Source organism: Belnapia arida (genome assembly GCF_016773205.1).
Classification (GTDB): domain Bacteria; phylum Pseudomonadota; class Alphaproteobacteria; order Acetobacterales; family Acetobacteraceae; genus Belnapia; species Belnapia arida.
This window is the reverse complement of record NZ_JAETWB010000005.1, coordinates 49916-76250: the sequence shown is the minus strand read 5'-3', so window position 1 is coordinate 76250 and position 26335 is coordinate 49916. Positions and strand designations below refer to the sequence as shown.

Genomic DNA, 26335 nt, shown 5'->3' with positions numbered 1-26335 from the left:
CCATGACCTTCCAGCCAGGCCGCGACCGGCTTTCACCCTGGCATGCCGGAGAAGTCGCCCTGCAATCCTCGCTCGGGATGGCGGAGCGCATGGCCGTGGTCGGCCAGCATGTCCTGCGTGACCACCTGATCGAGCAGCACCGCCTGTTCTACCCGCAGCTTCCCTTCCTGATCCTGGGCGCGGTCGACCCCGAGGGCGACCCCTGGGCCACCATCCTCGCCGGCCATCCCGGCTTCCTGTCCGTGCCGGATGCCGGGACGCTGCACGTCGCCGCCCGGCGCGATGCCGCGGACCCGGCCGGGCGGGGCATGGAGGCGGATGATGCCGTCGGCCTGCTCGGCATCGAGTTGCCGACGCGCCGCCGCAACCGGCTGAACGGCCATATCCGCCACATGCCCGGCACCGAAGGCTTCGCCGTGGCGGTCGAGCAGAGCTTCGGCAATTGCCCGCGCTACATCACCCCGCACGGCGTCGGCTTCGCCCGCGACCCGGCCGAGCCGGCCCCGGAGGGTGCCACGGTCCTGCCGCGCCTCGACACCGCCGCCCTGGCGATGATCCGGCGCGCGGATACCGCCTTCGTCGCCAGCTATGTGGGGGAAGCCGGACCGGAGCGGCAGGTCGATGTCTCGCATCGCGGCGGCCCTGCGGGCTTCATCCGCGTCGAGGCCGATGGCGCGCTCACCATCCCCGACTATGCCGGCAACATGTTCTTCAACACTCTCGGCAACATTCTGGTGACGCGGCGGGCCGGGCTGCTCTTCGTCGATGGCGCGACCGGCACCCTGCTGCAACTCACCGGCGCCGCGGAGCTGCTGCCGGAGGGGCCCGAGCTCGACGCCTTCAAAGGCGCCGAGCGCCTGTGGCGCGTCACGCCGCGGCGGATCGTCCGCCGCGAGGCCGCGCTGCCGCTGCGCTGGGCGTGAAACGGCCCCCTCCTGCCAGGCTGCTGCCGGCAGGAGGGGCATGAAGGACCGCTGGCAGGTGATGCAGGTCCTCGCCAAGGCCGCCGAGACCGGCAGCGTCGCCACGGTGGGCCGGCCGCCCGGCCTCAGCTCGCCTGCCGTCACCCGCGCCGGCGCCCATGCCACCCGACGGCCCGCATGCACAACCTCTTTCTCGTCCGAGTGTGAATCTCGCCGAGAGGGGATCAACATGCGATCTGCACTGACTCCCTGCTGGATTCCGGCCTGGCGGCGCCGCAGGTCGGTACGGTGCGGCGGGTAGTCTGCAGCGGCACTGGCCGGCTGGGACATCACCCCGCCGCAACGGGTGCAGGCCGAATTCGAGAAAGCGCCGCTGCCGATCCCTTTCCCCCAGGGTGGGCCACGCCGCGGCCTGGGTGCGAAGCTTCGTCGACCTCACCGTGATGCGGCTGCGCGCCAACCCGCCGCTGCAGGAATGAAGCGTGGTGGGTTGCATCCATGCCTCGGCCTGTGATGAAAGAGCAAGGAGGCGCTTCAACCGAAAGGCCCGGCCCCTGCCGATGCATCACCTGCACAGCGCGCATGAGCCCGTCCTCGTCGCACTCTCGGTCCTCATCGCAGTGCTCGGGTCCTGGACCGCGCTCGACCTGTTCCACCGCGTGCGGGCGAATGCCGGCGCCTTCCGGCTCTGGTGGCTGGCCGGGGCGGCGGCGGCGACCGGCGGCTCCATCTGGTCGATGCATTTCGTCGCCATGTTGGCCTACGACCTCGGCACTCCGGTCCGCTACGAGGTGCGGCTGACCGTCCTCTCGCTGCTGCTGGCGATCGGCGCGACCGGGCTGGGCTTCGCGCTGGCGGCCGGGCGGAGCAAGGTGCCGGGGCGCGGGCGCATCGCCGCGGCCGCCCTGGCCATGGGGCTCGGCATCTGCCTCATGCATTATGTCGGGATGGCCGCGATGCGGCTGGCGGCGATGCCGACCTACGATCCGCTGCTGGTGACGGCCTCCGCCGCGGTGGCCATCGGCGCCTCGGCGCTGGCCCTGGTGCTGACCCTCGACGAGCGTTCCACGCCCGCCCGGGCGCTCGGCGCCCTCGCCCTCGGCCTGGCGATCGCCGGGATGCACTATACCGGCATGGCGGCCGTCAGCTTCCTGCCGGAGCCCGGCCCGCCCGCCCGGCCGGCCGAGATTCCGGCCGAGGCCCTCGCCATCGGCATCGCCACCTGCACCCTGCTGCTTCTGACCCTGGCGCTGGTCGCCGCCATGGTCGACCGCCGCATCGAGGCGCTGGCGCTGCGCGAGGCCGAGGCGCTGCGCCACAGCGAGGAGCGCCTGCGGGGCGTGCTCGACCGAATGCCCGTGGGCGTCCTGGTCACCGGGATCGGCTCGGGGCGGATCGTCCTCGCCAATCCGGAAGCGGAGCGCATTCTCGGCCTCCGGCTGGATGCGGCGATGCTCGAGGCGCTGGACCGGACCGGCGACACGCTCGCCACCACCCTCCGGCGTGGCGAGGCCGTGGAACGCATGCCCATTGTCCATCGCTGCCCGGACGGCACGACCTTGCATCTCGAACTGAGCCTCGCCCCGATGCCGGATGGCGCCGGGCAGGAGAGGCTTGCCATCGCCACCCTGCAGGACGTGACCGCCCGGGTGCAGGCGGAGCAGGTCCTGCGCCGGGCGCAGCGGCTGGAGGCCATGGGCCAGCTCACCGGCGGCGTCGCGCATGACTTCAACAACCTGCTGATGGTCGTCTCCGGCAATCTCCAGCTGCTCATGCGGCGCACGACGGATGAGACGCTGCTGCGCCTGGCGCGCGGCGCCGCCGGGGCGGTGCGGCGCGGCGCCGACATCACCGGCCGCCTGCTGGCCTTCGCCCGCGAGCAGGCGCTGAAGCCGGAGCCGGTGGCGCTGGCCGAGATGCTGCCGGATATCGCCGAGAACATGCTGGCCCGGACGCTCGGTGGGCAGGTGCATGTCGAGACGCGGCTGCAGGAGGGGCTCTGGCCCGTGCTTGCGGACCAGTCGGAGCTGGGGGTGGCGCTGCTGAACATCGCCATCAACGCGCGCGACGCCATGCCGGAGGGAGGGCGGCTTGCCATCGCCGCCGCCAATGTGCCGATGGCCGAGCTGCCGGAGCGGCTTCGCAGCGGGCTGCTGCCGGGGGACTACGTCGCCCTCGCCCTGACCGACAGCGGCGCGGGGATGGGCGAGGAGGTGCTCGCACGGGCCTTCGAGCCCTTCTTCACCACCAAGCCGGTTGGCCAGGGCTCCGGCCTCGGCCTGTCCCAGGTCTATGGCTTCGCCCGGCAATCGGGGGGCACGGCACAGCTCGCCAGCCGTCCCGGCGAGGGGACGCAGGTGACGCTCTGGCTGCCGCGCGCGACCTTCGCCAGTGCCGAGGCCTTGCCGTCCGGTGAGCGCGTCGCATGAGTGCCGTGCCGCCTCGGTCCTCGGCCCCGTCTCTCCCTAGGGTATGAGCATGGCTACCCGCAGAGCGCTTCGCCGCTTCACCTCCAACGCCGGCCCGGTAACGGGCGGGGACGGCCTGGCGCGTCCCGGCGCGGGCGAGGGGCCAGACACCCAGCCCGCCCAGCCGCCCGGCGGGCCCTCCCTCGCCGGCCGCCGCGTCCTCGTCGTCGATGACGAGCCGATGATCCTCGAGATCCTGGTCGAGCATTGCGCCTCGCTCGGCCTCACCGTCTACGAGGCGCCAGACGGCGAGCCGGCACTACGCGAGATCGAACGGCACCCGGAGATCGAGGTGCTGGTGACCGATGTGCGGATGCCGGGGCTGGATGGCCCCGCACTGGTCGAGCGGGCGCTGGTGCTGCGGCCGTCGCTCAAGGTGATCTTCGTCACTGGCTACGCGACGCATTACAGCACCATTTGGCCAACACTGCGGAAGCCGTTCGAGCTCGACGCGCTGGACCTGGCCCTGCGCCAAGCGTTGCTGCCACGGAGCGAAGGCGGCTGACGATCCAATCTGGCGCATAGGGTCGCCACGCGAGGATGAGTGAGGTTGTGCTTTAGGTGGCGGTACAACCTATGCGGGTAAACTGTCCGTGGGAGGGGGCCTTGGCTCTCGACCTTCGGGCCTTTCCTCCGCTTTGCTCACCTCATGGCTCCGCTCGCACCAATCGGGAAACGTCCCATGACCGTGCTGCTTGTCGAGGACGATGCGATTGTCCGCTCCACCCTCGCGGATTTCCTGGAAGCTGCCGGATGCGAATTGCGCGAAGCCGAGAGCACGCCATCGGCCCGTACCATCCTGATGAATCCGGCGGAGGGCATCGTGGTGCTGGTGACCGACATCAACCTCGGCCCGGGGGAGGACGGCCTGACCCTCGCCGCCGAGGCGCGGCAGCGGGTGCCAGGCCTCGCCATCTTCTACGTCACTGGAAGCCCCGAGCGTCTTCGCGTCCGGCCGCCGCCGCCTACGGAACGGGTCTTCCTTAAACCCTTCAATCCAGATGATTTGGTCGCAGCCGTCCTCTATGCTCTGGATCAGCGGCAGCAGGACGACCGCCCGGCCGCAACGTTGACGAGGTCGTGAGGTGGGCGAGAGTGGCAGCGACGAAGTTGTGAATAATCTCTACTGATGATGTATGCCTTAAGGGGCAATGCAATCTGACGGGGCGGCAGCGTCCTTCGCTACAACCGCTCTCCCGATCGTGGTTCGGAGTGTCCCGCGATGCCAATCCATCACGGACCGAGTGAGGCGTCGCCGTATGTTTGATGCCCATGCGGCCACGCCTGCGCAAGCCTCCGGCACGATCCGCCTGGGCTACGGCCGGCACGCCGACCCGCGTATCGCCATCCGCCAATGCATCGCCGCCATGGGGGCCACGCGGCCGGCCATGATGCTGGCTTTCTGCGGCGGGCGCCACGAGCCGCAGGCGGTGCAGGCGGCGCTGCACGACGAATTCGGCCCGGTGCCGGTCTATGGCGGCTCGGCCGCCGGGGTGATCGGGCGCGACGGCTTCGGCTATGGCGGCTTCGAGATCGGCCTCATCGCCATGGAGGACCCGGCGCTGGCGCCGCAGGCGGTGGTGACGCGCAGCCTCCTCGCCGATGCGCGCGCCGCCGGCGAGGAACTGGGCCAGGCCGTCGCTGCCCTGGCGGCGGACGGGGCCGCGGTGCTGCTGCTGTTCGACAGCGTCGCCAGCGGCTCCCCGCCGCGGCTGCACCATGCCAGCCGCATCGTGGAAGGGTTCCATATCGGCGCGCGGAACAAACCCGTTTGCCTGTTCGGCGGCGGCCTACTGACCGACATGAACCTGTCTGACGGCTGGGTCTTCGACGGCGCCGGCATCGCCAAGCATGCGGCGATCGCCCTGGTCTTCCCGCCCACCGTCGCCGCCGAGACGGTCATCATGCATGGCTGCCGCCCGGTCAGCGCCTTCATGGAGATCACCCGCATCCAGGGCGCCGAAGTGTACGAGCTGGACGGCAGGCCGGCCCTGCAGGTGATCGAGGCGATGCTCGGCCTGCCGCTCGGCGGCTCGCGCGGGCAGGAGCTCTCCCTGGTGGCGACGCTCGGCCAGAAGCAGGGCGACCCATTCGCCCCGCATGACGAGAATGCCTATGTCAACCGCCTCATCCTGCGTGCCAACCCGGCTACGGGCTCGGTGACGCTGTTCGAGCCGGATTTCGCCGAGGGCGACCGGGTGCAGATCATGAGCCGCGACAACCGGCTGATGCTCGATTCGGTGGAGCACGGCGTGGCCGATGCCAACCGGCGCCTGGTCGGGCCGGACAGCCTGCTCGCCCTTTATATCGACTGCGCCGGCCGGGCCAGCGCCCGCAGCGGCGCGTCGATCGAGGAGGCGGAGGTCATCCGACACGGGCTCGATCCCAGGGTGCCGTTCCTCGGCTTCTATTCGGGCGTGGAGATCGCCCCCTTCGCCAACCACCCGAGCCGCCCGCTCGACTGGACCGGCGTCCTGGCGGTCCTGCGGAGGCGTTCCTGATGGCCACCAGCGCACCGCTCGCCTCGCTCGGCCAGATTGAACGCGAGCTGGCCTACTACCGCCGCGAATGCAACGACCTCGGCGCCCGGCTGCTGCGCCTCCAGGAGGAGCAGAGCCAGGCCTTCCGCGAGGCGCGGCGCAGCCGCACCGTGGCGAAGCTGATCCGCGAGGCCTATCGCCTGGCCGATATGCACATGACGGCGGAGGAGATCGGTGCCTCGCTGCTCGAGGTGATCGTCGAGAACGCGCTCTGCGACGGCGCCGCCCTGCTGTTGCAGGATCAGCTGGACGAGGGAAGCTTCCGCGTCGTCCATGCCATCGGCCCGGTCGCCACGCCAACCATCCGCCTGGCGATGCCGCCCGGATTCTTCTTCACCACCGCCCGCAGCGTGCTGGAGCCGCAGGCCTATGCGCTGACCAGCATCCTTGGCCTGCCCTACATCCTCTGGGCCTATGACCGCTCGACCGGCCATGCGCTGATCCTCGGCAACCGCTCCGAGAGCAATGTCAGCCGGCCCTACGAGCCGGGCGACCAGGAGCTGATCGAGGGCGCGCTCTCAGTCTATATCGACGTGCTGCTGCGCAAGCGCGCGGAGACGGAGTTGCGGGCCGCCAAGGCCGCGGCCGAACGGGCGAGCGAGGCGCGCGCCCGCTTCCTCGCCACCCTCACCCATGAGCTGCGGACGCCGCTGACCGCCATCATCGGCTTCTCCGAGATGATGCTCCCCGGCTCGCGCTACAGCCTGACGCAGTCGAATGTCGAGCGCTATGCGGGCCATATCCAGGATGGCGGCAAGCACCTGCTCGCGCTGATCGACGGCATCCTCGACTATTCCAGCCTGGAGCAGGCGCTGCCGCGGCTCTCGCCGCAATGGGTGCCAGCCCAGGCGGTGCTGACGGAGACGGCGAGCTTGGTCGCCGGCCTGGCGCGGACGCGGGACGTGGCGGTGGAGATCCTGCCCGCCGAGCAGCCCGTCGCGGTCTTCATCGATCCACTGCGCTTTCGCCAGGTGCTGCAGAACCTGCTCGGCAATGCGGTGAAGTTCACCCCGGCCGGCAGCGCGGTGGAGCTTTCCGTCACCCAGGGGCTTGCGGGCGGCGCCGTCTTCACCGTGCGCGACCAGGGCATCGGCATGCGGCCCGAGGATATTCCGCGCGCGCTGGAGCCCTTCCAGCAGCTCGATGGCAGCCAGGGGCGGAAGTTGGGCGGCGTCGGCCTCGGCCTGCCGATCGCCAAGGGGCTGGCGGAGGCGCATGGCGGCAATCTCTCCCTTGAGAGTGCGCCGGGGGAGGGGACCACGGCGCGGGTGACCCTGCCAGCGGAGCGGGTGCGGGAGCAGAACTGCCCCTGAAGCCCGGTTGCCAATCGGCATGAGGGTTGCAAAGACTCCGGGGCGCGATACCGCCGGAAGGATGCACCCATGGCTGCCGAAACCCCGACCGCGCGCTACCGGCACGGCTCCGATACTGGCCACACCTCCACCGACTTCGTGCTGCTGACTGCCCCGGCCGGCGCCATCCGCCTGCACAAATGCCTCACGGCGCCGCGGGCCCCGGCCGCTGGCGCGCTGGAGGGGTTGGCCTGCCCGTCGACCGGCCTTCAGCCCTTAGGATGATCGACATGGAAATCCGCACCGTCGGCGTGGTCGGCCTCGGCAATATGGGCCTCGGCATGGCGTCCAGCCTCGCCCGCGCCGGCTTCGCCGTGGAGGGCCACGACATCAACCCGGCCCGGCAGGGCGCGGCCGAGGCGGCTGGCATCCGCTTCCAGAGCAGCCTCGCCGAGCTGCTCGGCGCGGCCGAGGCGCTGGTCTTCTCCCTGCCCTATGCGCGCGATGTGGAGGCGGTCGTCACTGCCGCCGGCGGGCTGCTTGAGCGGCGCGATCGCAAGGTGGTGGTGATCGACACCTCCACCTCGGACCCCGGCACCTCCCGCCGCCTGGCGGCCCGCCTTGCCGAGGCCGGGCATGGCCTGCTCGACGCGCCGGTGAGCGGCGGCCCCTCCGGCGCGGCGGCGGGCACGCTCACCATGATGATCGGCGGCAGCGAAGCGGATCTGGAACTCGCCCGCCCCGTCCTCGCCGCCATGTCCGGCACGGTGGTGCATGTCGGCCCCTCCGGCGCCGGGAACATCGCCAAGCTCGTCAACAACATGCTGGTCGCCGCGCATCTGGTGACGACGGGGGAGGCGCTTCGCCTCGCCGAGGCTGCCGGGCTGCCGGCCGAGGCGGTGCTGCCCGTCGTCAATGCCGCGACCGGCCGCAGCGCGGTGAGCGAGGCGATGGTCCCGCGCTGGGTCCTGCCGGGCAGCTTCGATAGCGGCTTCTCGGCCGGCCTGATGCGGAAGGATGTCGGTCTCGCCATCGCCCTCGCCGAGGAGGTTGGCTGCCCCCTGCCGCTCAGCGCCGCCGCCGCCCGGATCTGGGCCGAGGCGCGCGGCCGTATCGCGGATGCGGACGACTTCACCCGCATGGCCGATTTCCGCGTGCCGCCGGCAGGGTAGGGTCAGTCGCGGAAGGACCGGCGGAGGAAGCTGCGGAGCGGTGCCAGCACCATGCTGATCGGCGTTCGCGGCGTGCCGATGATGTAGAGCTCCGCCGGCATGCCGGGGACCAGATGCACCTCCGGCGCCAGCTCCATGGTGCGGGGATCGAATTCGACGCGCACCGGAAAATAGGGCACGCCGCCGGCCGGGGCGATCGCATCGGCGCCGACGCTGCTGACATGGCCATGCACCATCGGCACGCTGCGCATCTTGTAGGGCGTGAGCCGGATGTTCACCGCCTGGCCGATGGCGACCCGCTCGGTCCCCTCCTGCTGGACCCGGCCCTCGATCACCAGCCGGTCGCGGAGGGGGACGAGGTCGAGGACCGGCTGCCCAGGCAGGATTGTGGCGCCGGGGGTGAAGGCCTGGATGTTGGTCACCCGGCCGGCCTCAGGGGCGAGGACTTCGCGCCGGGCGAGCACGTCCTCCGCGGCGCGGAGCTGCTGCCGCGCGGCGGCGATGGCTGCCTCGGTGGTCTGGATATCGGTGGCGATCTCCGCGAGACGCTGCAGGCGGATGCCCTCCAGCTGCCGCTGCGCCTGGAGGATGCCCTCGCGCAGCTGTGCCTCCCGTGCCTCCGCCTGGCCGAAGGCGGCGACGAAGCTCGCCTCCTGCTGCTGCAGGTTCAGGATGAGGAAGCGCGAGGCGAAACCCTCGGTCACCAGCCGGTTGTAGCCGGCGATCTGCTCCCGCACGGCGAGCATCTGGCGCTGCGCGCCCTCGCGCTGCGCCCGGGCGCCGGCCACCCGTTCGCGCAACTGGGAAAGCGCACGTTCCTGCACCGCCGCCTGGCCGTCGAAGGCGGCCCAGCGGGCGGCGAAGAGTGCCTGCTCGGCCTGGAGGAAAACGGCGATGGCAGGACCCGCCCGGCCCTCCGTCGCCACCTCGGCCGGGAAGGCCAGCTGCCGCTCCCCCGCCTGCTCGGCAGCGAGCCGGGCGGCGCGGGCCCGCCCGCTCCAATAGGCGGCGCGGGCGCCGATGGCATCGGCCTCGGCTTGGGTGACGTCGAGCTGGAGCAGCGGCTGCCCGGCCTGCACCACGCTCCCTTCCTGCACCATGATCCGGCGCAGGATGCCGGGTTCCATCAGGTTCACCGTCTTCCGCCGGCCCTCCGGGACGAGCTGGCCCGCCGCCGGCACCGCCTGCTCCATCCTCGTCATGGTCGCCCAGCCGAGGAAGGGGATCAGCGTCAGCCCGAGCCCCAGCGCGGTGAGCCGCAGCATATGGCCGAAGCCCGGCCGCTCCGCCACGAACCCGACCTGCTGCCGCAACACCTCCAGCGGCACCGGGGGCAGGGTGGTGGGCCGGCCTTGCGGGACCATGAGCTGCAACGGCGGTCACTCCTCGTCGGCGGACTCCATAGAGAGCCAGCCTCTCCTTCTAGTTGGTGCGGTTTACCAGTCTTTTGCCGGGAAGGCGCATTCCTCCGGCGGCGACGATGTGGCCGAGATGCCACGGCGCCCGCTTCGCGGCCGGCGTGGCAGCCGAGTCGAACGGTCCGAGAACGCCGTTCGCTGGCGTGTCGGCACCGCCAGCCATGCGAGCTGTCCCAAGGCTTATCCCCAGCCTTCTCCACGACATTGGGGATAAGCTGGCGCTTGACCTTCACGGTGCCGCATCGGCAGCGTGCCGGGTGGGCACGATCCGCGTGAGGCGCGCCGTTTCCTTGTCCTGGCGGACCATCCTGGAAAAAGGCGCTATCCCTCTGACCCGACGGAGGCGGCCGACTGCTCCGTCCGGCCGCTCGGGCCGCCCTTCCTGAAAGCGGAAGGCCGAACGCGCTCATTCCCTGGGTTTCAGCAAGCCCGAGGCGAGGCACCGGAACGCTTCGACGGCCTTGGCGAGGACGGCGGGCGGATCCTCCGAGGCGGCAACCCAGAGCGCGGCATTGAGCGCGGCGCCGTTGACCAGCCGGGCCGCGGCCTCGGCATCCACGGGCCATACCGTCCCCGCGGCGATCAGCGCCTCGATCGTCTCCGTCGTCGTCCGGAGGCAGGCGTTCTGGCCCGGCCACTGCGAGGGGTCGCCGAGCACGGCCGGCCCGTCCAGCAGCATGATCCGCTGGATCTCCGGCTCCAAGGCCAGTTCGATATAGGCCGCTCCCTCCTCCAGGAAGCCAAGCCAGGGGGTCTCCGCCCGGTCGCGCGCGGCGCGCGCCTTCGCCACCATCTCCGCGTCGAGCTGTTCGATCACGGCGCGCAGCAGGCCCTTCTTGTCGCCGAAATTGTGGTAGAGCGCGCCACGCGTCAGCCCGGCCGCGGCGGTCAGCTCGTCCATCGATGCCGCGGCGTAGCCCTGTTCCGCGAAGGCCGTCCGCGCGGCCCGGATGAGCTTGGCCCGGGTCTCCTCCATCATCCGTGCGCGCTGTCCCGCAGCCATCGACACCCCCCGATTTTGACATCCGCTGCGTATGCCAGTTGACATACGGGACGTATGCGACAATGTTCCTGCATACGGGACGTATATGAATACGGCCTCGCCGCCGGGAAAGGGTTCCCGGCCCTGACAGTGAGGAGTCCAGCCATGGCCAAGCGCGACGCGATCTTCCCGCCCGGACGGCAGGCACTGTACGAGCAGCATCGCTATTCCGCGGCGATCCGATCAGGCGACCTGCTGTTCGTCTCCGGCCAGGTCGGCAGCCGCGAGGATGGCTCGCCTGAGCCGGACTTTGCCAAGCAGGTCGAGCTGGCCTTTCACCGGCTCAATACCGTGCTCAAGGCGGCGGGCTGCAGCTTCGACGATGTGGTGGACGTCACCACCTTCCACACCGACCCGCAGGCACAGTTCGAGACGGTGATGGCCATCCGCGACAAGGCCATCGGCGCACCGCCCTATCCGAACTGGACCGCGGTCGGCGTGACCTGGCTCGCAGGCTACGACTTCGAGATCAAGGTCATCGCGCGCATTCCCCAGGCGGCCTGATGGAGCCGGAGGCGGCAGGGGCGGCCCGGCCGGATCCTGCTTCCCGGCGCAGGCCGGAGATGGGCCGACCTGCGCGCGGTGGCCTGCATTGTCCGGGGACGGGACATGGATAGGCCGGCAGCACCTCAGCCCAGCCGCAGCCGCGCCTCCGTTGCCAGCCGGTCCGCCCGCTCGTTCATCGGGTCGCCGGCATGGCCGCGCACCCAGCGCCATTCCACCTGATGCGGCTTGGCCGCCGCCAGCAGCCGCTGCCACAGCGCCATGTTGGCGACCGGCTCCTTCGCCGAATTGCGCCAGTTGTTCCGCACCCAGCCATTGATCCAACGGCTGATGCCGTTGCGGACATACTCGCTGTCGGTGTGCACCACCACGCGGCAGGGGCGCTTCAGCGCCTCAAGCGCGCTGATCGCCGCCATCAGTTCCATGCGGTTGTTGGTCGTCGCCGGATCGCCGCCGGAGAATTCCCGCTCCGTTTCGCCATAGCGGAGGATGGCCGCCCAGCCGCCCGGGCCGGGATTGGGCTTGCAGCCGCCATCGGTCCAGATCTCCACCGGTGCTTGCGTCTCGTCAGAGGCCAAGGGCGCCCGGTCCTTCCGCAGCGGCGAAGAAGCGGAGCTTCGCCAAGTATTCCATTGGATCCTTCCGAGTCACCAGCGCGCCGGCCGGCGTCGCCGTCCAGTCGTAGAGGCGGGTGAGCAGGAAGCGGATGGCCGCCCCGCGGCACAGCACCGGCAGCGCCGCGCGCTCCTCGGCAGCGAGCGGGCGGATGCGCTGGTAGGCAGCGAGCACCGCATGCGCCCGCGTCACGTTGTAGGCGCCGTCGGCATCGAAGCACCAGGCATTGAGGCAGACGGCGATGTCGTAGGCGAGCAGGTCGGTGCAGGCGAAGTAGAAGTCGATCAGCCCGGACACCTCGGGCTTCCCGTCCGCGCCTGGCAGGAAGAAGACATTGTCCGGGAACAGGTCGGCATGGATCTGCCCGACCGGCAGCAGCCCCGGCGCCGGCCAGGCAGCGAGGATCGCCGCCAGCCGCCTGTCCAGCTCGGCGATCAGGCCCGGCTGCACCGCATCGCCCCCCGACCGGCAGCGATCGAGCAGCGGTCCCCAGCTTGCCGGGCCAAGCCCGTTCGGCCGCTCCGCTGTGAATTCGGCACCCGCTGCGTGCAGGCGCGCCAGGGCCTCGCCGAGCGGCGCCCCATGTTCGGGGCGGACGCGCCGCGGCCAGACGCCGGGAAGGAAGGTGCAGATCGCCGCCGGCCGCCCGGCGAGTTGGCGCAGCGCCACCCCGTCGCGCGCCTGCACCGGCTGCGGGCAGCGCAGCCCGTGCGCCGCGAGGTGCTCCATCAGCCCGAGGAACCAGGGTAGCTCCGCCGGGTCGACACGCTTCTCGTAGAGAGTGAGGATGAAGTCGCCCGCCTCGGTCTTCAGCGCGTAATTGGAATTCTCAACCCCTTCGGCAATGCCGCGGAAGGCAAGCAGCCCGCCGAGCGGGTAGGCGGCGAGGAAGGCCCGCAGCGCCTCGTCGGTGACCTCGGTATAGACGGCCATGGTCGGGTCAGCGCGCGCCCTCGGTCTGCAGCGCGCTGGGCAGCTTGAAGGTGATGGTCTCCTCCGCCACCACCACCTCCTCGATGGCAAGTTCGAAGCGCTCGCGCAGCCGGGCCAGCACCTCCTCCACCAGCACCTCGGGCGCGCTGGCGCCGGCGGTGACGCCGATGGTACGCAGTCCCCCGGCCAGCGACAGGTCGAGGTCCCGCCCGCGCTGCACCATTACCGCCTTCGGGCAGCCGGCACGCTCCGCGACCTCGACGAGGCGCAACGAGTTGGAGGAGTTGGGCGCCCCCACCACCACCATCAGCTCCGCCCGGTCGGCGATCGCCTTCACCGCCGCCTGGCGGTTGGTGGTGGCGTAGCAGATATCCTCCTTCGCCGGCGCGTGGATGTCGGGGAAGCGCTCGCGCAGCGCCGCCACGATGTCGGTGGTGTCGTCGACCGAGAGCGTGGTCTGGGTGATGAAGGCGAGCGGCCGGTCCACCGGCACCGGGGTGGTGCGGGCGCGTTCGGCATCCTCGATCAGGGTGACGGTGCCCTCGGGCAGCTGGCCCATGGTGCCGACCACCTCCGGATGCCCGGCATGGCCGATCAGCAGGATGTGCCGGCCGCGGCTGAAATGCTGCTCCGCCTCGCGGTGGACCTTGCTGACCAGTGGGCAGGTCGCGTCCAGGTAGAATAGCTTGCGGCGGCTGGCCTCGGCCGGGACCGATTTCGGCACGCCATGGGCGGAGAAGACGACCGGCGCATCGTCCGGCACCTCGTCCAGCTCCTCGACGAAGATGGCGCCCTGCCGCTCCAGGCTCTCGACCACGAAGCGGTTGTGGACGATCTCGTGGCGGACATAGACGGGGGCGCCGTAGCGGCGGATCGCCTCCTCCACGATCTTGATCGCGCGGTCCACGCCGGCACAGAAGCCGCGGGGACCGGCGAGAAGGACATTCAGCCGGGGCAGGTTGCGCTCGGGCGCGTGGGGGTGCAGGTCCATGGTGCCTCTCGCTCGCTGGCGCTATTTGCCGTGCCGAAGGGCCGGCGGGCACAGTGGGCGGGGCGCACACTAGCGGCCCGCCGTCCGGGCTCAAGGGGGATATGGTGATGCGGTGGAGAGTTGTCCTGTTGGCGCTGCTTCTGGCCGGGTGCGGCGCCGGAACCGGCACCCAATTGCCGATCGCCTGCCCCAGCCCTGGCCTGCTGGGTGAGGGGGCGGATCTCACCCGCTACCGCCCGGGCGGGGCACAGGACCTCACCGGCCTCGATTTCGATGCGAAGCTGGTCAGCATCAACGGCAGCTGCAAGGCCGGGCGGGGCGAGCGGAGCATCCAGATGCAGATGACCGCCGGCTTCAGCGTGGAGCGCGGACCGGCCTCCGAGGGCCGGAGCGTCGACCTGCCCTGGTTCGTTGCGGTGCTCGACCGGCAGACCGAAACCATCCTCAGCCGCCAGAATTTCACCGACCGGGTGGTCTTCGGCCGCAACGAGACGCGCAGCACGGTGGACAGCGCGCCGGTCTCCATCAGCCTGCCGGTCGGGGCGAATCGGCAGGCGGGGGATTACCGCATCCTCGTCTCCTTCCAGCTTACCGAGCAGGACCTGGCGCTGAACCGCCGTCGCGGGCCGCGCTGATCGGCAGCACGCCATTGCGCCGCCGGCCCCGGCCGGGCTAGACAAGCGCACCCGCAGATACCGCGCGGGAGAGAGGGGAGGTCCGGCCAACCGGGCGCCCCCGCCGAAGGCGCAACCGGCCCCCGGAAACGCTCAGGCAGAAGGGCCGCGCGGAGAAGGGACCTCTGGAAAGCCTGGTGCCGCAAGGCACCGGCACCGAAGGAGTAAGGCCCGGCCCAAGGCCGCCGCCGAATCTCTCAGGTTCACCGGACAGAGGGGGGCCACGGACTTCAACTCACGCCGCAGATGCGGCCGGGGGACCCGTGGCCGAGACCGAATCGCTGCTTGAGACGCCGCTCGCCGGCCTGCACCGTGCCCTTGGGGGGCGGATGGTCGCCTTTGCCGGCTATGCCATGCCGGTGCAGTACCCGGCCGGGATCATGGCCGAGCATCTGCATGTCCGCAGCCATGCCGGGCTGTTCGACGTCTCCCATATGGGCCAGGCCGAACTCGTCGGCGAAGGCGCGGCGGCGGCGCTGGAGCAGGTGACGCCCGCCGATATCCAGGCGCTGAAGCCCGGCCGCCAGCGCTACGGCCTGCTGATGACGCCGGAGGGCGGCATCTTCGACGACTTCATGGTGGCCAACCGCGGCGACCGACTCCTTCTCGTCGTCAATGCCAGCCGCAAGCATGACGACTTCGCCCTGATCGAATCGGTGCTGCCTACGGGCGTCACCCTCCGCCGCCTGCCGGACCGCGCCCTGCTCGCCCTCCAGGGCCCTGGCGCCGCGGCGGCGATCGGGCCGCTCGCCCCGGCGCTCACCGCGCTCTCCTTCATGGGCGTGGCCGAGGCGGAGATCGAGGGCATTCCTGTCATCGCCAGCCGCAGCGGCTATACCGGCGAGGATGGCTGGGAGATCAGCGCCCCCGCCGGCGAGGCCGAGCGCTTGGCGAAGGTCCTTCTCGCCCTGCCCGGCGTCCAGCCCGCCGGCCTCGGCGCCCGCGATTCGCTGCGGCTCGAGGCCGGGCTCTGCCTCTACGGCACCGATATCGACGAGGCGACAAGCCCAGTGGAGGCTGCTCTCACCTGGTCCATCGGCAAGCGCCGCCGCATGGCCTGGGACTTCCCCGGCGCCGAGCGGGTGCGCGGGGAGCTGGCCAACGGCACCGCGCGTGTCCGCGTCGGCCTCCGCCCCGAGGGGCGCCAGCCGGCCCGCGGCGAGACGATGATCCATGCCCCTGGCGGCGAGACCATCGGCAGCATCACCTCCGGCGGCTTCGGCCCCTCGCTCAGTGGGCCGATGGCCATGGCCTATGTCGCCCGCTCCCATGCCACCGACGGCACCGCCATCGAGTTGATCGTGCGCGGCAAGCCCCTCGCGGCCCGCATCGCGCCCATGCCCTTCGTTCCCCACCGCTACGCCCGCTGAGGACACCGACCCATGCCAGAGCTGAAATACACCCAGGACCATGAGTGGGTGCGGGCGGACGGCGACGCCGCCACCATCGGCATCACCGACCATGCGCAGAACGCCCTCGGCGACGTGGTCTTCGTCGACCTGCCCGAGGTCGGGCGCGAGGTGGCGGCCGGCGAGGCCATCGCCGTGGTGGAAAGCGTGAAGGCCGCCTCCGACGTCTATGCCCCGATCGCCGGCCGCATCGTCGAGGTGAACGCCGCCCTGACCGACGATCCGGGCCTCATCAACCGCGAGCCGACCGGCGAGGGCTGGTTCTTCAAGATCGAGCCCGCCGATGCCGGCGCCGTCGCCGCGCTGATGGACGAGAGCGCCTACGCCGCCTTCGTGGACAGCCAGGCATGAGCGCCCTCGCCGAACTGGCCGCGCTGGAGGAAGGCACGGAGTTCGCCCGCCGCCATATCGGCCCGGGGCCGGACGACATCACCGAGATGCTGCGCCTCGTCGGCGCCGCCAGCCTCGAGGAGATGGCCGCCCGCACCGTGCCGGCCGCCATCGCCGGAGCCGACCTCTCGGCCCTGCCGCCGCCGGCGACGGAGGCCGAGGTCATCGCCGAGCTGCGCGCCCTCTCGGAGCGCAACAGCCGGGCGAAGTCGCTGATCGGCCTCGGCTACCATGGCACCCATACCCCGCCGGTGATCCTCCGCAACGTGCTGGAGAATCCTGGCTGGTACACCGCCTACACGCCCTACCAGGCGGAGATCGCCCAGGGGCGGCTGGAGGCGCTGGTCAATTTCCAGACCATGGTCGCCGACCTCACCGGCCTGCCGGTCGCCAATGCCTCCCTGCTCGACGAGGGCACGGCGGCGGCCGAGGCGGTGGCGCTCGCCCATGCCGCGCATAAGGGCAAATCGACCACGCTGCTGGTCGCCGCCGACCTGCATCCGCAAACCCTGGCCGTGGTCCGCACCCGCGCCGAGCCCGTCGGCCTCCGCGTCGTCGTCGCCCCGCCCGCCGGCATCGCCGAGGCCGCCGCGGCCGAGAAGCCCTTCGCCCTGCTGCTGAACTACCCCGGCACCACCGGCGAGGTGCGCGACCTCGCCCCCGAGATCGCCGCGGTCCAGGCCGTGGGCGGCCTCGCCATCGTCGCGGCCGACCCGCTCTCCCTCTGCCTGCTGACGCCGCCCGGCGAGATGGGCGCCGATGTCGTCATCGGCAGCACCCAGCGCTTCGGCGTCCCCCTCGGCTATGGCGGGCCGCATGCCGCCTACATGGCGGTGAAGGACGCACTCAAGCGCCTGCTGCCCGGCCGCCTTGTCGGCGTCTCCGTCGATGCCGCCGGCAACCCCGCCATGCGCCTCGCCCTCCAGACCCGCGAGCAGCACATCCGCCGTGAGAAGGCGACTTCCAACATCTGCACCGCCCAGGTGCTGCTCGCCGTCATGGCCGGCATGTACGCCGTCTGGCACGGGCCGGAGGGGCTGGCGCGCATAGCCCGCCGCGTGAACCTCCAGGCCCGGCTGCTGGCCGATGCCGCCCGCCGCGGCGGCTTCACCCTGCGGCACGACGCCTTCTTCGACACCATTGCCGTCGAGGCGGGCGACCGCGCCGATGCGCTGATGCAGGGCGCCGTCGCGCGCGGCTTCAACCTTTGGCGCACAGAGGCCGGCTGCGTCTCCATCGCCCTCGACGAGACGGTGACGCGCGACGAACTCGCCGCTTTGGCCGACCTGCTCGGCGGCGGCGCCCTTGATGCGCTGCGCCCGGAGGCCAGCCTGCCCGAGGCGCTCGCCCGCCGCACCCCCTACCTCACCGCCGAGGTCTTCCGCAGCCATCACTCCGAACATGCGATGCTGCGCTACCTCAAGCGGCTCGAGGACAAGGATGTCGCGCTGAACCGCAGCATGATCCCACTCGGTTCCTGCACGATGAAGCTGAACGCGACCGCGGAGATGATCCCGGTCACCTTCCCCGGCTTCGCCGACATCCACCCCTTCGCGCCGGAGGACCAGGCGGAGGGGTATTTCGAGATGATCAAGCGGCTGGAGGGCTGGCTCTGCGCCGTCACCGGCTTCGCCGCCGTCTCGCTGCAGCCGAATGCCGGCAGCCAGGGCGAATATGCCGGGCTGCTCGCCATCCGCGCCTGGCACCGCGCCCAAGGCAATGAACAGCGCAACGTCTGCCTCATCCCCTCCAGCGCCCATGGCACCAACCCGGCCTCGGCGGTGATGGCGGGGATGAAGGTCGTCGTCGTCGGCTGCGACCGCGACGGCAATGTCGACCTCGCCGACCTCCGCGCAAAGGCGGAGCAGCATGCCGACCGGCTCGCCGCGCTGATGGTCACCTACCCCAGCACGCACGGCGTGTTCGAGGAGGAGATCAAGGCGATCTGCGCCCTGGTCCACCAGCATGGCGGCCAGGTCTACATGGACGGCGCCAACATGAACGCCCAGGTCGGCCTGACCTCGCCCGCCGCCATCGGCGCCGATGTCTGCCACCTGAACCTGCACAAGACCTTCTGCATCCCGCATGGCGGCGGCGGGCCGGGCGTCGGCCCGATCGGCGTCGCGGCCCACCTGGCGCCGCACCTGCCGAACCACCCCTTCCATCGTGGCGCCGGCCCGGCGACGGGCTATGGCCCCGTCTCCTCGGCGCCCTTCGGCAGCGCCGCCATCCTGCCCATCTCCTACGCCTATATCCGCATGATGGGCGCCGATGGGCTGACGCGGGCGACCCAGGTCGCCATCCTCTCCGCCAACTACATCGCCCGCCGGCTTGAGGGGCACTTCCCCGTGCTCTACCGGGGCCTGCGCGGCATGGTGGCGCATGAGTGCATCCTCGACTGCCGCGGCTTCCAGCAGGGCGGCGGCGTCATGGTCGAGGACATCGCCAAGCGGCTGCAGGACTACGGCTACCACGCGCCGACCATGTCCTGGCCCGTCTCCGGCACGCTGATGGTGGAGCCCACCGAGAGCGAGCCGAAGGAGGAGCTAGACCGCTTCTGCGACGCCATGATCGCCATCCGCGCCGAGATCCGCGCGGTGGAGCAGGGCCGCAGCGACCGCGCCGACAACCCGCTGAAGAATGCGCCCCACACCGCCGCCGAGGTCATGGCGAGCGAGTGGACGCACCCCTACAGCCGGGAGGAGGCGGCCTTCCCGCTGCACTTCGTCCGCGCCCACAAGTACTGGCCGCCGGTGAAGCGCGTGGACAACGTGCATGGCGACCGCAACCTGGTCTGCACCTGCGCACCGCTCGAGGCCTATGCGGAGCGGATGCACCTCCAGGCCGCGGAGTGACGCCGAAGCCCTGGCGGCGGACGGGCAACCGCACCGTCCACCGCGACCGCTGGGTCCATCTCCGCGCCGAATCCTGGGAAACCGGGGACGGCGCGGTCCTCGACCCCTGGTACATGCTCGACTGGCCCGACGTGGTGAATGTCGTGGCGCTGACGCCGGATAGCCGGCTGGTGCTGGTCCGCCAGTTCCGCCCCGGCCTTGGCGCCATCGCGCTCGAACTCCCCGGCGGCATGGTGGAACCGGGCGAGGCCGACCCGGCCGAGGCCGCGCGCCGCGAATTCACCGAGGAGACGGGTTACGACGCCCCCTCCTTCCACTTGGTCACCAGCCTGCGGAACGACCCCGCTCATGCCGGCAACCGCGTCCATGTCGTCCTCGCCGAGGGCGCCGTCCCGACCTCCGGCCAGCGTCTCGACCATGGCGAGGAAATCGCGGTGGAGGTCCTGCCCCTCGCCAGCGTCCTCGCCGGCTTGGCCGAGGGATTGATCGGCAATGCCAACCATGTGGGTAGCCTCTTGCTCGCCCTGAGGGAACGCGGTCGGATAGGCGCCTGAAGGGGAGGGACGCCTTCATGCCGCATGTCTTCGCCGCCGCCCACGCCGCACGGCTGCCCAATCTGCCCGGCCGCGTTTCCGTCGACGTCTTCCGCCACGGCTCGCTCGACCTGCGCTGGTATGCTCCCTTCGGCATAGACAACCAGACGCCGCATGATCGCGACGAGGTCTATGTCGTCGCCTCCGGCGAGGGACATTTCCGCTGCGACGGCGACCTCACCCCCTGCCGTGCCGGAGACCTGATCTTCGCCCCCGCCGGCAGCGAGCACCATTTCGAGGATTTCTCGGCCGATTTCGGCGCCTGGATGATCCTCTACGGACCGAAGGGCGGCGAGGCCGCCTGAACCGCCAGCGGCACGCGGCGTTCCGCCCGGGTGAACCCGTCCCGGACCCGATGCAGCGCCGCCGCCTCCTCGCCCTCGCGGGCCTCGCCACGATCCCCGCCCCCCTGGCCGCCGCGCCTGTGCCCATGATCTGCGAGGACTGGACTGACCCGGCCCGTAACCGCCGCCTGCCGGCGCTGATCCGCCTGCCCGATGCCGAGGCGCCCGCGCCTGCGGTGCTGGTCTCGCACGGGCTCGGCGGCTCGCGCGAGGGCCTCGCCTATCTCGGCCAGGCGCTGGCCGAGGCGGGCTTCCTCGTCCTCCACATCCAGCATCCCGGCACCGATGCCGGCATCTGGCAGGGCCGGACCGACATCTCCGCCACCATGGCCGCTGCCGCGCTCGATACCGGCCAAGCCTTCGCCCGGCTCCAGGACGGCATCTTCGCCCTGGGCGAGCTGACCCGCCGCCCCGGCCTGCGGGAGCGGGTGGATGCATCGCGCCTCGCCATCGCCGGTCACTCCTACGGCGCCTGGCTGGTGCAGCACATGCTCGGCCAGCGCCTGCCCGGCGGCGACCACGGCCTCGCCCTGCCGGATGCGCGGCTGAAGGCGGGCATCGCCCTCTCGCCCATCCCGCCGCGCGGCCTGTCGCCCCGCTTCGCCTTCGGCCGCATCGCCCGGCCGATGCTGCATGTCACTGGCACGCTCGATTCCGGCTATATCGACGGCGCCACGGCGGAGGACCGAGAGCTGCCCTTCCACTCCATCAGCGGCCCGCCCCAGGCGCTGGCCGTGCTGGCCGGCGCCACCCATGCCGCCTTCGCCGATGAGCGCGCCGCCGGCCCGCGCTGGGCCGACCCGGCCTTCCACGCCCGCACGGCGGGGCTTGCCGTGGCCTTCCTCCGCGCCACGCTGCTCGGAGATGCCGCGGCGCGCGCGGCGCTGTTCGCCGGCATGTCCGGCCTGCTCGTGCCGGGCGACCGCCTTACCTGCAAGGATTTCGGCTGATGACGGACAAGAGCCCGACCGGTGCCTCGGAGACGATGAACTCCGCCGACCCCAAGTCGAAGACGACGGCGGCCAAGGTCCAGCAGGGCGGCACCACCACGAACCCTAAGGCGAAGGTGCCTTCCGACCTCTATCCCGACCCGCCCGGGGTCACCGACAGCACGCCGGGCGGGCGCGACGACTAGCCCTTCAGCCGCGGCGGCTTGATCCCCGCCAGCTCGCACTGTGCGTCGAGCATTGCCGAGAAGTCCTTCTGCCCCCAGCCGCGGCCACGCGCGCTGCTGAAAGCCTCGCGCGCGATCGCCGCCACCGGCAGCGTCACCTTCGCCGCGTTCGCCGCCTGCACGATCAGCGACAGATCCTTGTGCGCCAGATCGATGGCGAAGCCCGGCTCGGTGTCGCCCGCCAGCACCTTGTTCGGCCAGTTCACCTTGAGTTGCCCGTTGGTCGCCGTCGTCCCATGCAGCACCTCGAGCGTCTTCTCGAGGTCGAGGCCGAAGGCGGCCGAGAGCGACAGCGCCTCGGCATTCAGCTGGCAGAGGATGATGGCGAGGTAATTGTTGACCAGCTTGGTCCGCGTCCCCGCGCCGGGGCCGCCGCAATGGTGGATGGTGCTGCCCATCGCCTCCAGCAGCGGCTTCACGCGCGCGAAGTCGGCATCGCTCGCGCCGACCATGAAGAGCGATTCGCCCCGGTCCGCATGCCAGGCCAGTCGCCCGACCGGCGCGTCGACGAAGCCGATGCCGCGCGCCGCACAGGCGGCCGCCAGCGCATCCGTCGTCTCAGGATCGACGGTCGACATGTCCATCACCAGCCCGCCCGGCTTGATGTTGGCGAGGATGCCGTCGGTGCCGAGGATCGAGGCCTGCACCTCGCGCGGCCCCGGTAGCATGGTCAGCACCACGTCGCTCGCCTGCGCCACCGCCGCCGCGCTGCCGGCCGAGGCCGCGCCCAGCTCCTCTAGCGCCGCCACCGGCCCCGGCGCGATGTCGTGCACCGTCAGCGGATGCTGCTTGCGGCGGATGCTGGAGGCCATGCCCCGCCCCATCCGCCCCAGCCCGATGAACCCGATCCTGTCGCTCATGCGTCCCTCCTCAAAGGCGCGCAAAGTGCCACCGCGCCGCGCGGCGGAAAAGCCACCCGGTCGTTGCGCCAGGAGCGCATTCCGCGCAATCTGGCGCCAGGAAACCGGACCAAGGGAGTCATCCTGCATGAATCGCCGCCGCTTCATCGCGACGGGTGCCGCCGGCACGGCCGGCGCCGCTGTGCTGGCCACGCCGAACCTCGCCTCCGCCCAACCACGCATCCGCTGGCGCTGCCCGGGCAGCTTCCCGAAATCGCTCGACACGCTCTATGGCACGCAGGAGTTCATCGCGAAGCGCGTCTCGGAGATGACCGACGGCGCCTTCCAGATCCAGGTCTTCGGCCCCGGCGAGCTGGTGCCCGCGCTGCAGGTGCTCGACGCGGTCGGCAACGGCAATGTCGAATGCGGCTACACCAGCGGCTACTACTATCTCGGCAAGGATCCCTCGCTGGCGATCGTCACCTGCATCCCGTTCGGCCTCTCGACGCGCCAGCACTGGGCCTGGCTGACCCATGGCGGCGGGCGGGACCTCTATGCCGAGGTCTACCGTGACCAGGGCGTCGTCGGCATCCCGGCCGGCAATACCGCGGCGCAGATGGGCGGCTGGTTCAGGAAGGAGATCAAGTCGGTCGAGGACCTGAAGGGGCTGAAATTCCGCATCGCCGGCTATGGCGGCAACGTGCTTGGCAAGCTCGGCGTGGTGACGCAGCAGATCGGCGGGCCGGACATCTACCCGGCGCTGGAGCGGGGCGTCATCGACGGCGCCGAATGGGTCGGGCCTTATGACGACGAGAAGCTCGGCTTCAACCGCGTCGCCCAGTACTACTATTACCCCGGCTGGTGGGAGTACTCGCCTTCCATCGACATGATGGTCAATGCCCGCGCCTATGATGACCTGCCGGCGCAGTACAAGGCCGTGCTCAACGCCGCCTGCACCGAGGGCTGGCACTGGATGGCGGCGCGCTACGACGTGCTGAACCCGGCCGCGCTGCGGCGCCTCATCGCCTCCGGCACGCAGCTTCGCGGCTTCCCGCGCGACGTGCTGACCGCCTGCTACAGGGCGAGCCAGGATCTCTATGCCGAGATCGGCGCGACGAATCCGCGCTTCAAGCGCATCCACGAGAAGTGGGATGCCTTCCGGCTGGAGCAGACCCAGTGGCTGCGAGTCGCCGAGGATTCGCTCGGCAACTTCCTCGCCGCCACGACCGCGCAGCGCTGAAGCAGGCTCCGGCCGGGCGGCCTGCCCGGCCGGAGGCCACGTCCGCCGATTTCGTCTTCGCCGGTCCCGCTTCCCCTGGCTAGACTTGCCGCAGGCCGCCCATCCGAGCACGGCCAGCAAGAACCGCTAGGGAGAATTCCAACATGAACCGCCGTGGCCTCCTGGCCGCGGGCGCCGCCGCGCCGGTGCTCGCAGCCCCGAACCTTGCGTCCGCTCAGCCGCAAATCCTGTGGCGCTCGGCCGGCAGCTTCCCGAAATCGACCGACGTGCTCTGGGGCGTGCAGGAGATGATCTCCCGCCGCGTCGCCGAGCTGACCGGCGGCGCCTTCCAGATCCGCCCCTTCGCCGCCGGCGAGCTGGTGCCGGCCTTGCAGGTCATGGATGCCGTCGGCGGCGGCACGGTGGAGTGCGGCTACACCGCCGCCTACTACTACATCGGCAAGGACCCGACGCTCGGCTTCGGCACGGTGATGCCCTTCGGCCTGAATGCCCGCCAGCACCTGGCCTGGATCCACCATGGCGGCGGCGCCGAGATCATGCAGGAGGTCTATCGCGACCAGGGGGTGGTGGCGCTGCCCTGCAGCAATACCGGCGCGCAGATGGGCGGCTGGCTGCGGAAGGAGATCCGCACCGTTCAGGACCTGAACGGGCTGAAATTCCGCATCGCCGGCATCGCCGGGACAGTGCTGACCAAGCTCGGCGTCGTCGCGCAGCAACTCGGCGCGGCGGACATCTATCCGGCGCTTGAGCGTGGCGTGGTCGACGGCGCCGAATGGGTCGGGCCGCATGACGACGAGAAGCTCGGCCTCTCCCGCGTCGCGCCCTACTACTACTACCCCGGCTGGTGGGAGGCCTGTTCGCAGAGCGAGCTGATGGTCAACACCCGCGCTTGGGAGGCCCTGCCGAAGCAGTACCAGCAGGTGCTGGAGGTGGTGACGGGCGAGACCACCGTCTGGAGCCTCTCGCGCTACGACATGCTGAACATGCAGGCCTTGAGACGGCTCGTCGCCGGCGGCACCCAGCTCCGCGCCTATCCGCGGGAGGTGCTGGCGGCCTGCCACAAGGCCACGCAGGACACCTATGCCGAGATCGGCGACCGCAACCCGCGCTTCAAGCGGGTGCACACGCATTGGGACCGCTTCCGCCGTGACGTGCAAAGCTGGTTCCGGGTGGCGGAGGACAGCAGCGCCAATTTCCTCGCCATCGTGGAGCGGAGCTAAAAAGAAGGCCCGGGGAGAAGCCTCCCCGGGCCCGTCCTGGCCTATCGCGCCGGCATCCGCACGAAGCGGAGCTGGATGTAGTTGTCCGCCGTCTGCGGCACCTCGACGCCCTGCCGCGCCGCCCAGACGATCTGCTGCTGGTGCAGCGGGATGTAGGCGACATCGTCCTGCAGGATCTTGCTCGCCTGGCTGATCATCGCCTGGCGCTTGGCCGGGTCCGTTTCCACCGCGATCTGGTCGACCAGGGTGTCGAACTGGGCATTGGAGTAGCCGCCGTTGTTGAACACGCCGCGCGTGCCGTTGCGCGAGCCCGCCAGGCTGTAGAGCGAGTTGTGCGCATCCGAGGTCGTAGGCGTCCAGCCCAGCATGTAGAAGCTGGTGTTGTAGCGCGGCGCGTTCACCTCGGCGAAGAAGCGGGCGCGGGTCTGGGCGTTCAGCGTTACCCGGATGCCGATGCGGGCGAGCATGGAGACGGCAGCCGTGCAGATCGCCTCGTCGTTGACGTAGCGGTCGTTCGGGCAGTCCAGCGTCACGCCGAAGCCGTTCGGGTAGCCGGCCTCGGTCAACAGCCGCTTCGCCTCGTTGACATTGACCGCCGGGCGCACGTCGTCCGCCTCGACGAAGCCGTTCACGCCCGGCCCGTAGAGCAGGTTCGAGGGCCGCGACTGGCCACGCATGACGGTGCGCTGTATGGCGTTCATGTCGATCGCCAGCAGCATGGCGCGGCGCACCCGCACATCCTGGAAGGGGTTCTTGCCCTGCACATCGGACTTCAGCAGCTGCGGCCGCATCTGGTCCAGGCCCAGAAAGACAGTGCGCAGCTCCGGCCCCTGGATGATGCGCACGCCCTGGGTGCTGGAGATGCGCGTCACGTCCTGGGGCGGCACGGTGTAGAGGAAGTCCACCTCGTTCGACAGCAGCGCCGCAACGCGTGTCGCGTCATTGGCGATGATGTTGAGCTCGACGCGCTGAAGGTTGTGGACCGGCTTGTCCCACCAGTTGGGGTTCGGCTGCAGCACGGTGCGGCGGTCGGGCTCGCGGCTCACCAGCAGGAAGGGGCCGGTGCCCATGGCGTTGCGGGTGGCGAAATTCTCCTCGCGCGAGGTGAGGTCGGCCGGGCGCGTTGCGTTGTTCTTCTCGGACCAGGCGCGGGAGAACATGCCCCAGTTGGTGATCTCCTGGATCAGAATGGGGTTCGGCTGGTGCGTCTCGAACTCCACCGTGTGGTCGTCGACCTTGCGGATCTCCTTCACCGAGGCCAGCACGGACTGGACGTTGGAGCCGGGGGCACGGGCGCGCTGGGCGCTGAAGACCACGTCGTCGGCGGTGAAGGGCGTGCCGTCGCTGAACTTCACGCCCTGGCGGAGGTGGAAGCGCCAGACGGTCGGCGAAGGCTGCTCCCAGCGCTCGGCCAGCGCCGGCTCGGGCTGCATCTGCTGGTTCCGCCGCACCAGCGGCTCGTAGAAATTGGAGCCGAAGGACAGCAGGAAGGTTTCCTGCCTGGTGTAGGGGTCCATCGAGTTGACGTCGCCGTCATTGGCCCAGCGGAAGGTCTGGGCCTGGGCGCAGAGGGCGGTGCCGCAGAGCAGGGCGGCAGCCAGGGCGAAACGACGCATTGTTGCTTGGTCTCCCAGCGAGATCGACGGCGGGAGCCTAGCCCGGAGCGCGGTGCCCGAAAAGCAGAACGGAGGCCTTTCGG

The 26335-nt window shown here is 70.7% G+C and carries 26 protein-coding genes and 2 riboswitches; of the genes, 19 read left to right on the top strand and 7 right to left on the bottom strand.

Annotated features, from left to right (window positions below; translation table 11 throughout):
• Positions 1-2 precede the first annotated feature (2 nt).
• The 8 genes from JMJ56_RS13500 to JMJ56_RS13465 all read left to right on the top strand — a co-directional run bounded on the left by JMJ56_RS13500 (position 3) and on the right by JMJ56_RS13465 (position 8395).
• Entirely contained in the window at positions 3-923 is a 921-nt protein-coding gene (locus tag JMJ56_RS13500) for a pyridoxamine 5'-phosphate oxidase family protein (RefSeq protein WP_202832293.1), read from the top strand.
• 560 nt (positions 924-1483) lie between these two features.
• Positions 1484-3352 (top strand): MHYT domain-containing protein, encoded by a 1869-nt coding sequence (locus tag JMJ56_RS13495; protein ID WP_202832292.1) that lies wholly within the window; start codon positions 1484-1486, stop codon positions 3350-3352.
• Positions 3353-3401: 49 nt separating this feature from the next.
• Entirely contained in the window at positions 3402-3896 is a 495-nt protein-coding gene (locus JMJ56_RS13490) for a response regulator (protein ID WP_202832291.1), read from the top strand.
• A gap of 177 nt (positions 3897-4073) precedes the next feature.
• Positions 4074-4475, top strand: a complete 402-nt coding sequence (locus JMJ56_RS13485; protein ID WP_202832290.1) for a response regulator — start codon at positions 4074-4076, stop codon at positions 4473-4475.
• A gap of 175 nt (positions 4476-4650) precedes the next feature.
• On the top strand, positions 4651-5892 hold the full coding sequence (locus JMJ56_RS13480; protein WP_202832289.1) for an FIST signal transduction protein: 1242 nt from the start codon (positions 4651-4653) through the stop codon (positions 5890-5892).
• Complete coding sequence (locus JMJ56_RS13475) at positions 5892-7244, top strand: sensor histidine kinase (protein ID WP_202832288.1); 1353 nt, start codon at positions 5892-5894, stop codon at positions 7242-7244. Before JMJ56_RS13480 ends, JMJ56_RS13475 begins: the two co-directional genes overlap by 1 nt.
• A gap of 69 nt (positions 7245-7313) precedes the next feature.
• Positions 7314-7508: a hypothetical protein gene (locus JMJ56_RS13470; RefSeq protein ID WP_202832287.1), complete on the top strand. Its 195-nt coding sequence runs from the start codon at positions 7314-7316 to the stop codon at positions 7506-7508.
• Positions 7509-7513: 5 nt separating this feature from the next.
• Entirely contained in the window at positions 7514-8395 is an 882-nt protein-coding gene (locus tag JMJ56_RS13465; RefSeq protein ID WP_236037734.1) for an NAD(P)-dependent oxidoreductase, read from the top strand.
• A gap of 2 nt (positions 8396-8397) precedes the next feature.
• Here JMJ56_RS13465 and JMJ56_RS13460 read toward each other — a convergent pair whose 3' ends face one another.
• Positions 8398-9759 (bottom strand): HlyD family type I secretion periplasmic adaptor subunit, encoded by a 1362-nt coding sequence (locus JMJ56_RS13460; protein ID WP_236037758.1) that lies wholly within the window; start codon positions 9757-9759, stop codon positions 8398-8400.
• 460 nt (positions 9760-10219) lie between these two features.
• A complete protein-coding gene (locus JMJ56_RS13455; protein WP_236037733.1) occupies positions 10220-10792 on the bottom strand; it encodes a TetR/AcrR family transcriptional regulator in 573 nt (190 codons plus the stop codon).
• Positions 10793-10960: 168 nt separating this feature from the next.
• Between JMJ56_RS13455 and JMJ56_RS13450 the strand changes: the two genes are divergently transcribed.
• Positions 10961-11359, top strand: coding sequence for a RidA family protein (locus tag JMJ56_RS13450; protein ID WP_202832283.1), 399 nt, complete (start codon positions 10961-10963; stop codon positions 11357-11359).
• Between the two features lie 125 nt (positions 11360-11484).
• Here JMJ56_RS13450 and rnhA read toward each other — a convergent pair whose 3' ends face one another.
• Genes rnhA through ispH form a run of 3 tightly spaced genes read right to left on the bottom strand, consistent with a single transcriptional unit; the run spans position 11485 to position 13898 of the window.
• Complete coding sequence (gene rnhA / locus JMJ56_RS13445) at positions 11485-11937, bottom strand: ribonuclease HI (RefSeq protein ID WP_202832282.1); 453 nt, start codon at positions 11935-11937, stop codon at positions 11485-11487.
• Entirely contained in the window at positions 11927-12907 is a 981-nt protein-coding gene (locus JMJ56_RS13440; RefSeq protein ID WP_202832281.1) for a homoserine kinase, read from the bottom strand. The genes rnhA and JMJ56_RS13440 overlap by 11 nt, the downstream gene beginning before the upstream one ends.
• Before the next feature lie 7 nt (positions 12908-12914).
• Positions 12915-13898, bottom strand: coding sequence for a 4-hydroxy-3-methylbut-2-enyl diphosphate reductase (ispH, locus tag JMJ56_RS13435; protein ID WP_202832280.1), 984 nt, complete (start codon positions 13896-13898; stop codon positions 12915-12917).
• Between the two features lie 107 nt (positions 13899-14005).
• Here ispH and JMJ56_RS13430 point away from each other — a divergent pair, with 107 nt between their 5' ends.
• The 8 genes from JMJ56_RS13430 (at position 14006) to JMJ56_RS13395 (ending at position 21298) form a co-directional block, all read left to right on the top strand.
• Positions 14006-14533, top strand: coding sequence for a hypothetical protein (locus tag JMJ56_RS13430; protein ID WP_202832279.1), 528 nt, complete (start codon positions 14006-14008; stop codon positions 14531-14533).
• A 55-nt stretch (positions 14534-14588) separates the two neighbouring features.
• Positions 14589-14691, top strand: a riboswitch (glycine riboswitch).
• Positions 14692-14796: riboswitch (glycine riboswitch) on the top strand.
• 39 nt (positions 14797-14835) lie between these two features.
• Complete coding sequence (gene gcvT / locus JMJ56_RS13425; protein WP_202832278.1) at positions 14836-15942, top strand: glycine cleavage system aminomethyltransferase GcvT; 1107 nt, start codon at positions 14836-14838, stop codon at positions 15940-15942.
• A gap of 12 nt (positions 15943-15954) precedes the next feature.
• On the top strand, positions 15955-16332 hold the full coding sequence (gene gcvH, locus JMJ56_RS13420) for a glycine cleavage system protein GcvH (protein ID WP_202832277.1): 378 nt from the start codon (positions 15955-15957) through the stop codon (positions 16330-16332).
• A complete protein-coding gene (gene gcvP, locus JMJ56_RS13415) occupies positions 16329-19226 on the top strand; it encodes an aminomethyl-transferring glycine dehydrogenase (protein WP_202832276.1) in 2898 nt (965 codons plus the stop codon). Before gcvH ends, gcvP begins: the two co-directional genes overlap by 4 nt.
• Positions 19223-19780, top strand: a complete 558-nt coding sequence (locus JMJ56_RS13410; RefSeq protein ID WP_202832275.1) for an NUDIX hydrolase — start codon at positions 19223-19225, stop codon at positions 19778-19780. The genes gcvP and JMJ56_RS13410 overlap by 4 nt, the downstream gene beginning before the upstream one ends.
• Before the next feature lie 17 nt (positions 19781-19797).
• Complete coding sequence (locus tag JMJ56_RS13405; RefSeq protein ID WP_202832274.1) at positions 19798-20124, top strand: cupin domain-containing protein; 327 nt, start codon at positions 19798-19800, stop codon at positions 20122-20124.
• A gap of 50 nt (positions 20125-20174) precedes the next feature.
• Positions 20175-21113 (top strand): alpha/beta hydrolase family protein, encoded by a 939-nt coding sequence (locus JMJ56_RS13400; protein WP_202832273.1) that lies wholly within the window; start codon positions 20175-20177, stop codon positions 21111-21113.
• Positions 21113-21298, top strand: coding sequence for a hypothetical protein (locus tag JMJ56_RS13395; RefSeq protein WP_202832272.1), 186 nt, complete (start codon positions 21113-21115; stop codon positions 21296-21298). The genes JMJ56_RS13400 and JMJ56_RS13395 overlap by 1 nt, the downstream gene beginning before the upstream one ends.
• Here JMJ56_RS13395 and JMJ56_RS13390 read toward each other — a convergent pair.
• The gene (locus tag JMJ56_RS13390; RefSeq protein ID WP_202832271.1) at positions 21295-22197 is read right to left on the bottom strand and encodes an NAD(P)-dependent oxidoreductase; all 903 of its coding nucleotides are present in this window, start codon (positions 22195-22197) and stop codon (positions 21295-21297) included. The two genes, JMJ56_RS13395 and JMJ56_RS13390, sit on opposite strands and share 4 nt — an antisense overlap.
• A 127-nt stretch (positions 22198-22324) precedes the next feature.
• Here JMJ56_RS13390 and JMJ56_RS13385 point away from each other — a divergent pair, with 127 nt between their 5' ends.
• Complete coding sequence (locus JMJ56_RS13385; RefSeq protein ID WP_202832270.1) at positions 22325-23416, top strand: TRAP transporter substrate-binding protein; 1092 nt, start codon at positions 22325-22327, stop codon at positions 23414-23416.
• A 143-nt stretch (positions 23417-23559) separates the two neighbouring features.
• Entirely contained in the window at positions 23560-24636 is a 1077-nt protein-coding gene (locus JMJ56_RS13380) for a TRAP transporter substrate-binding protein (protein ID WP_202832269.1), read from the top strand.
• Positions 24637-24677: 41 nt separating this feature from the next.
• Here JMJ56_RS13380 and JMJ56_RS13375 read toward each other — a convergent pair whose 3' ends face one another.
• Entirely contained in the window at positions 24678-26252 is a 1575-nt protein-coding gene (locus JMJ56_RS13375) for an ABC transporter substrate-binding protein (protein ID WP_202832268.1), read from the bottom strand.
• Positions 26253-26335 lie beyond the last annotated feature (83 nt).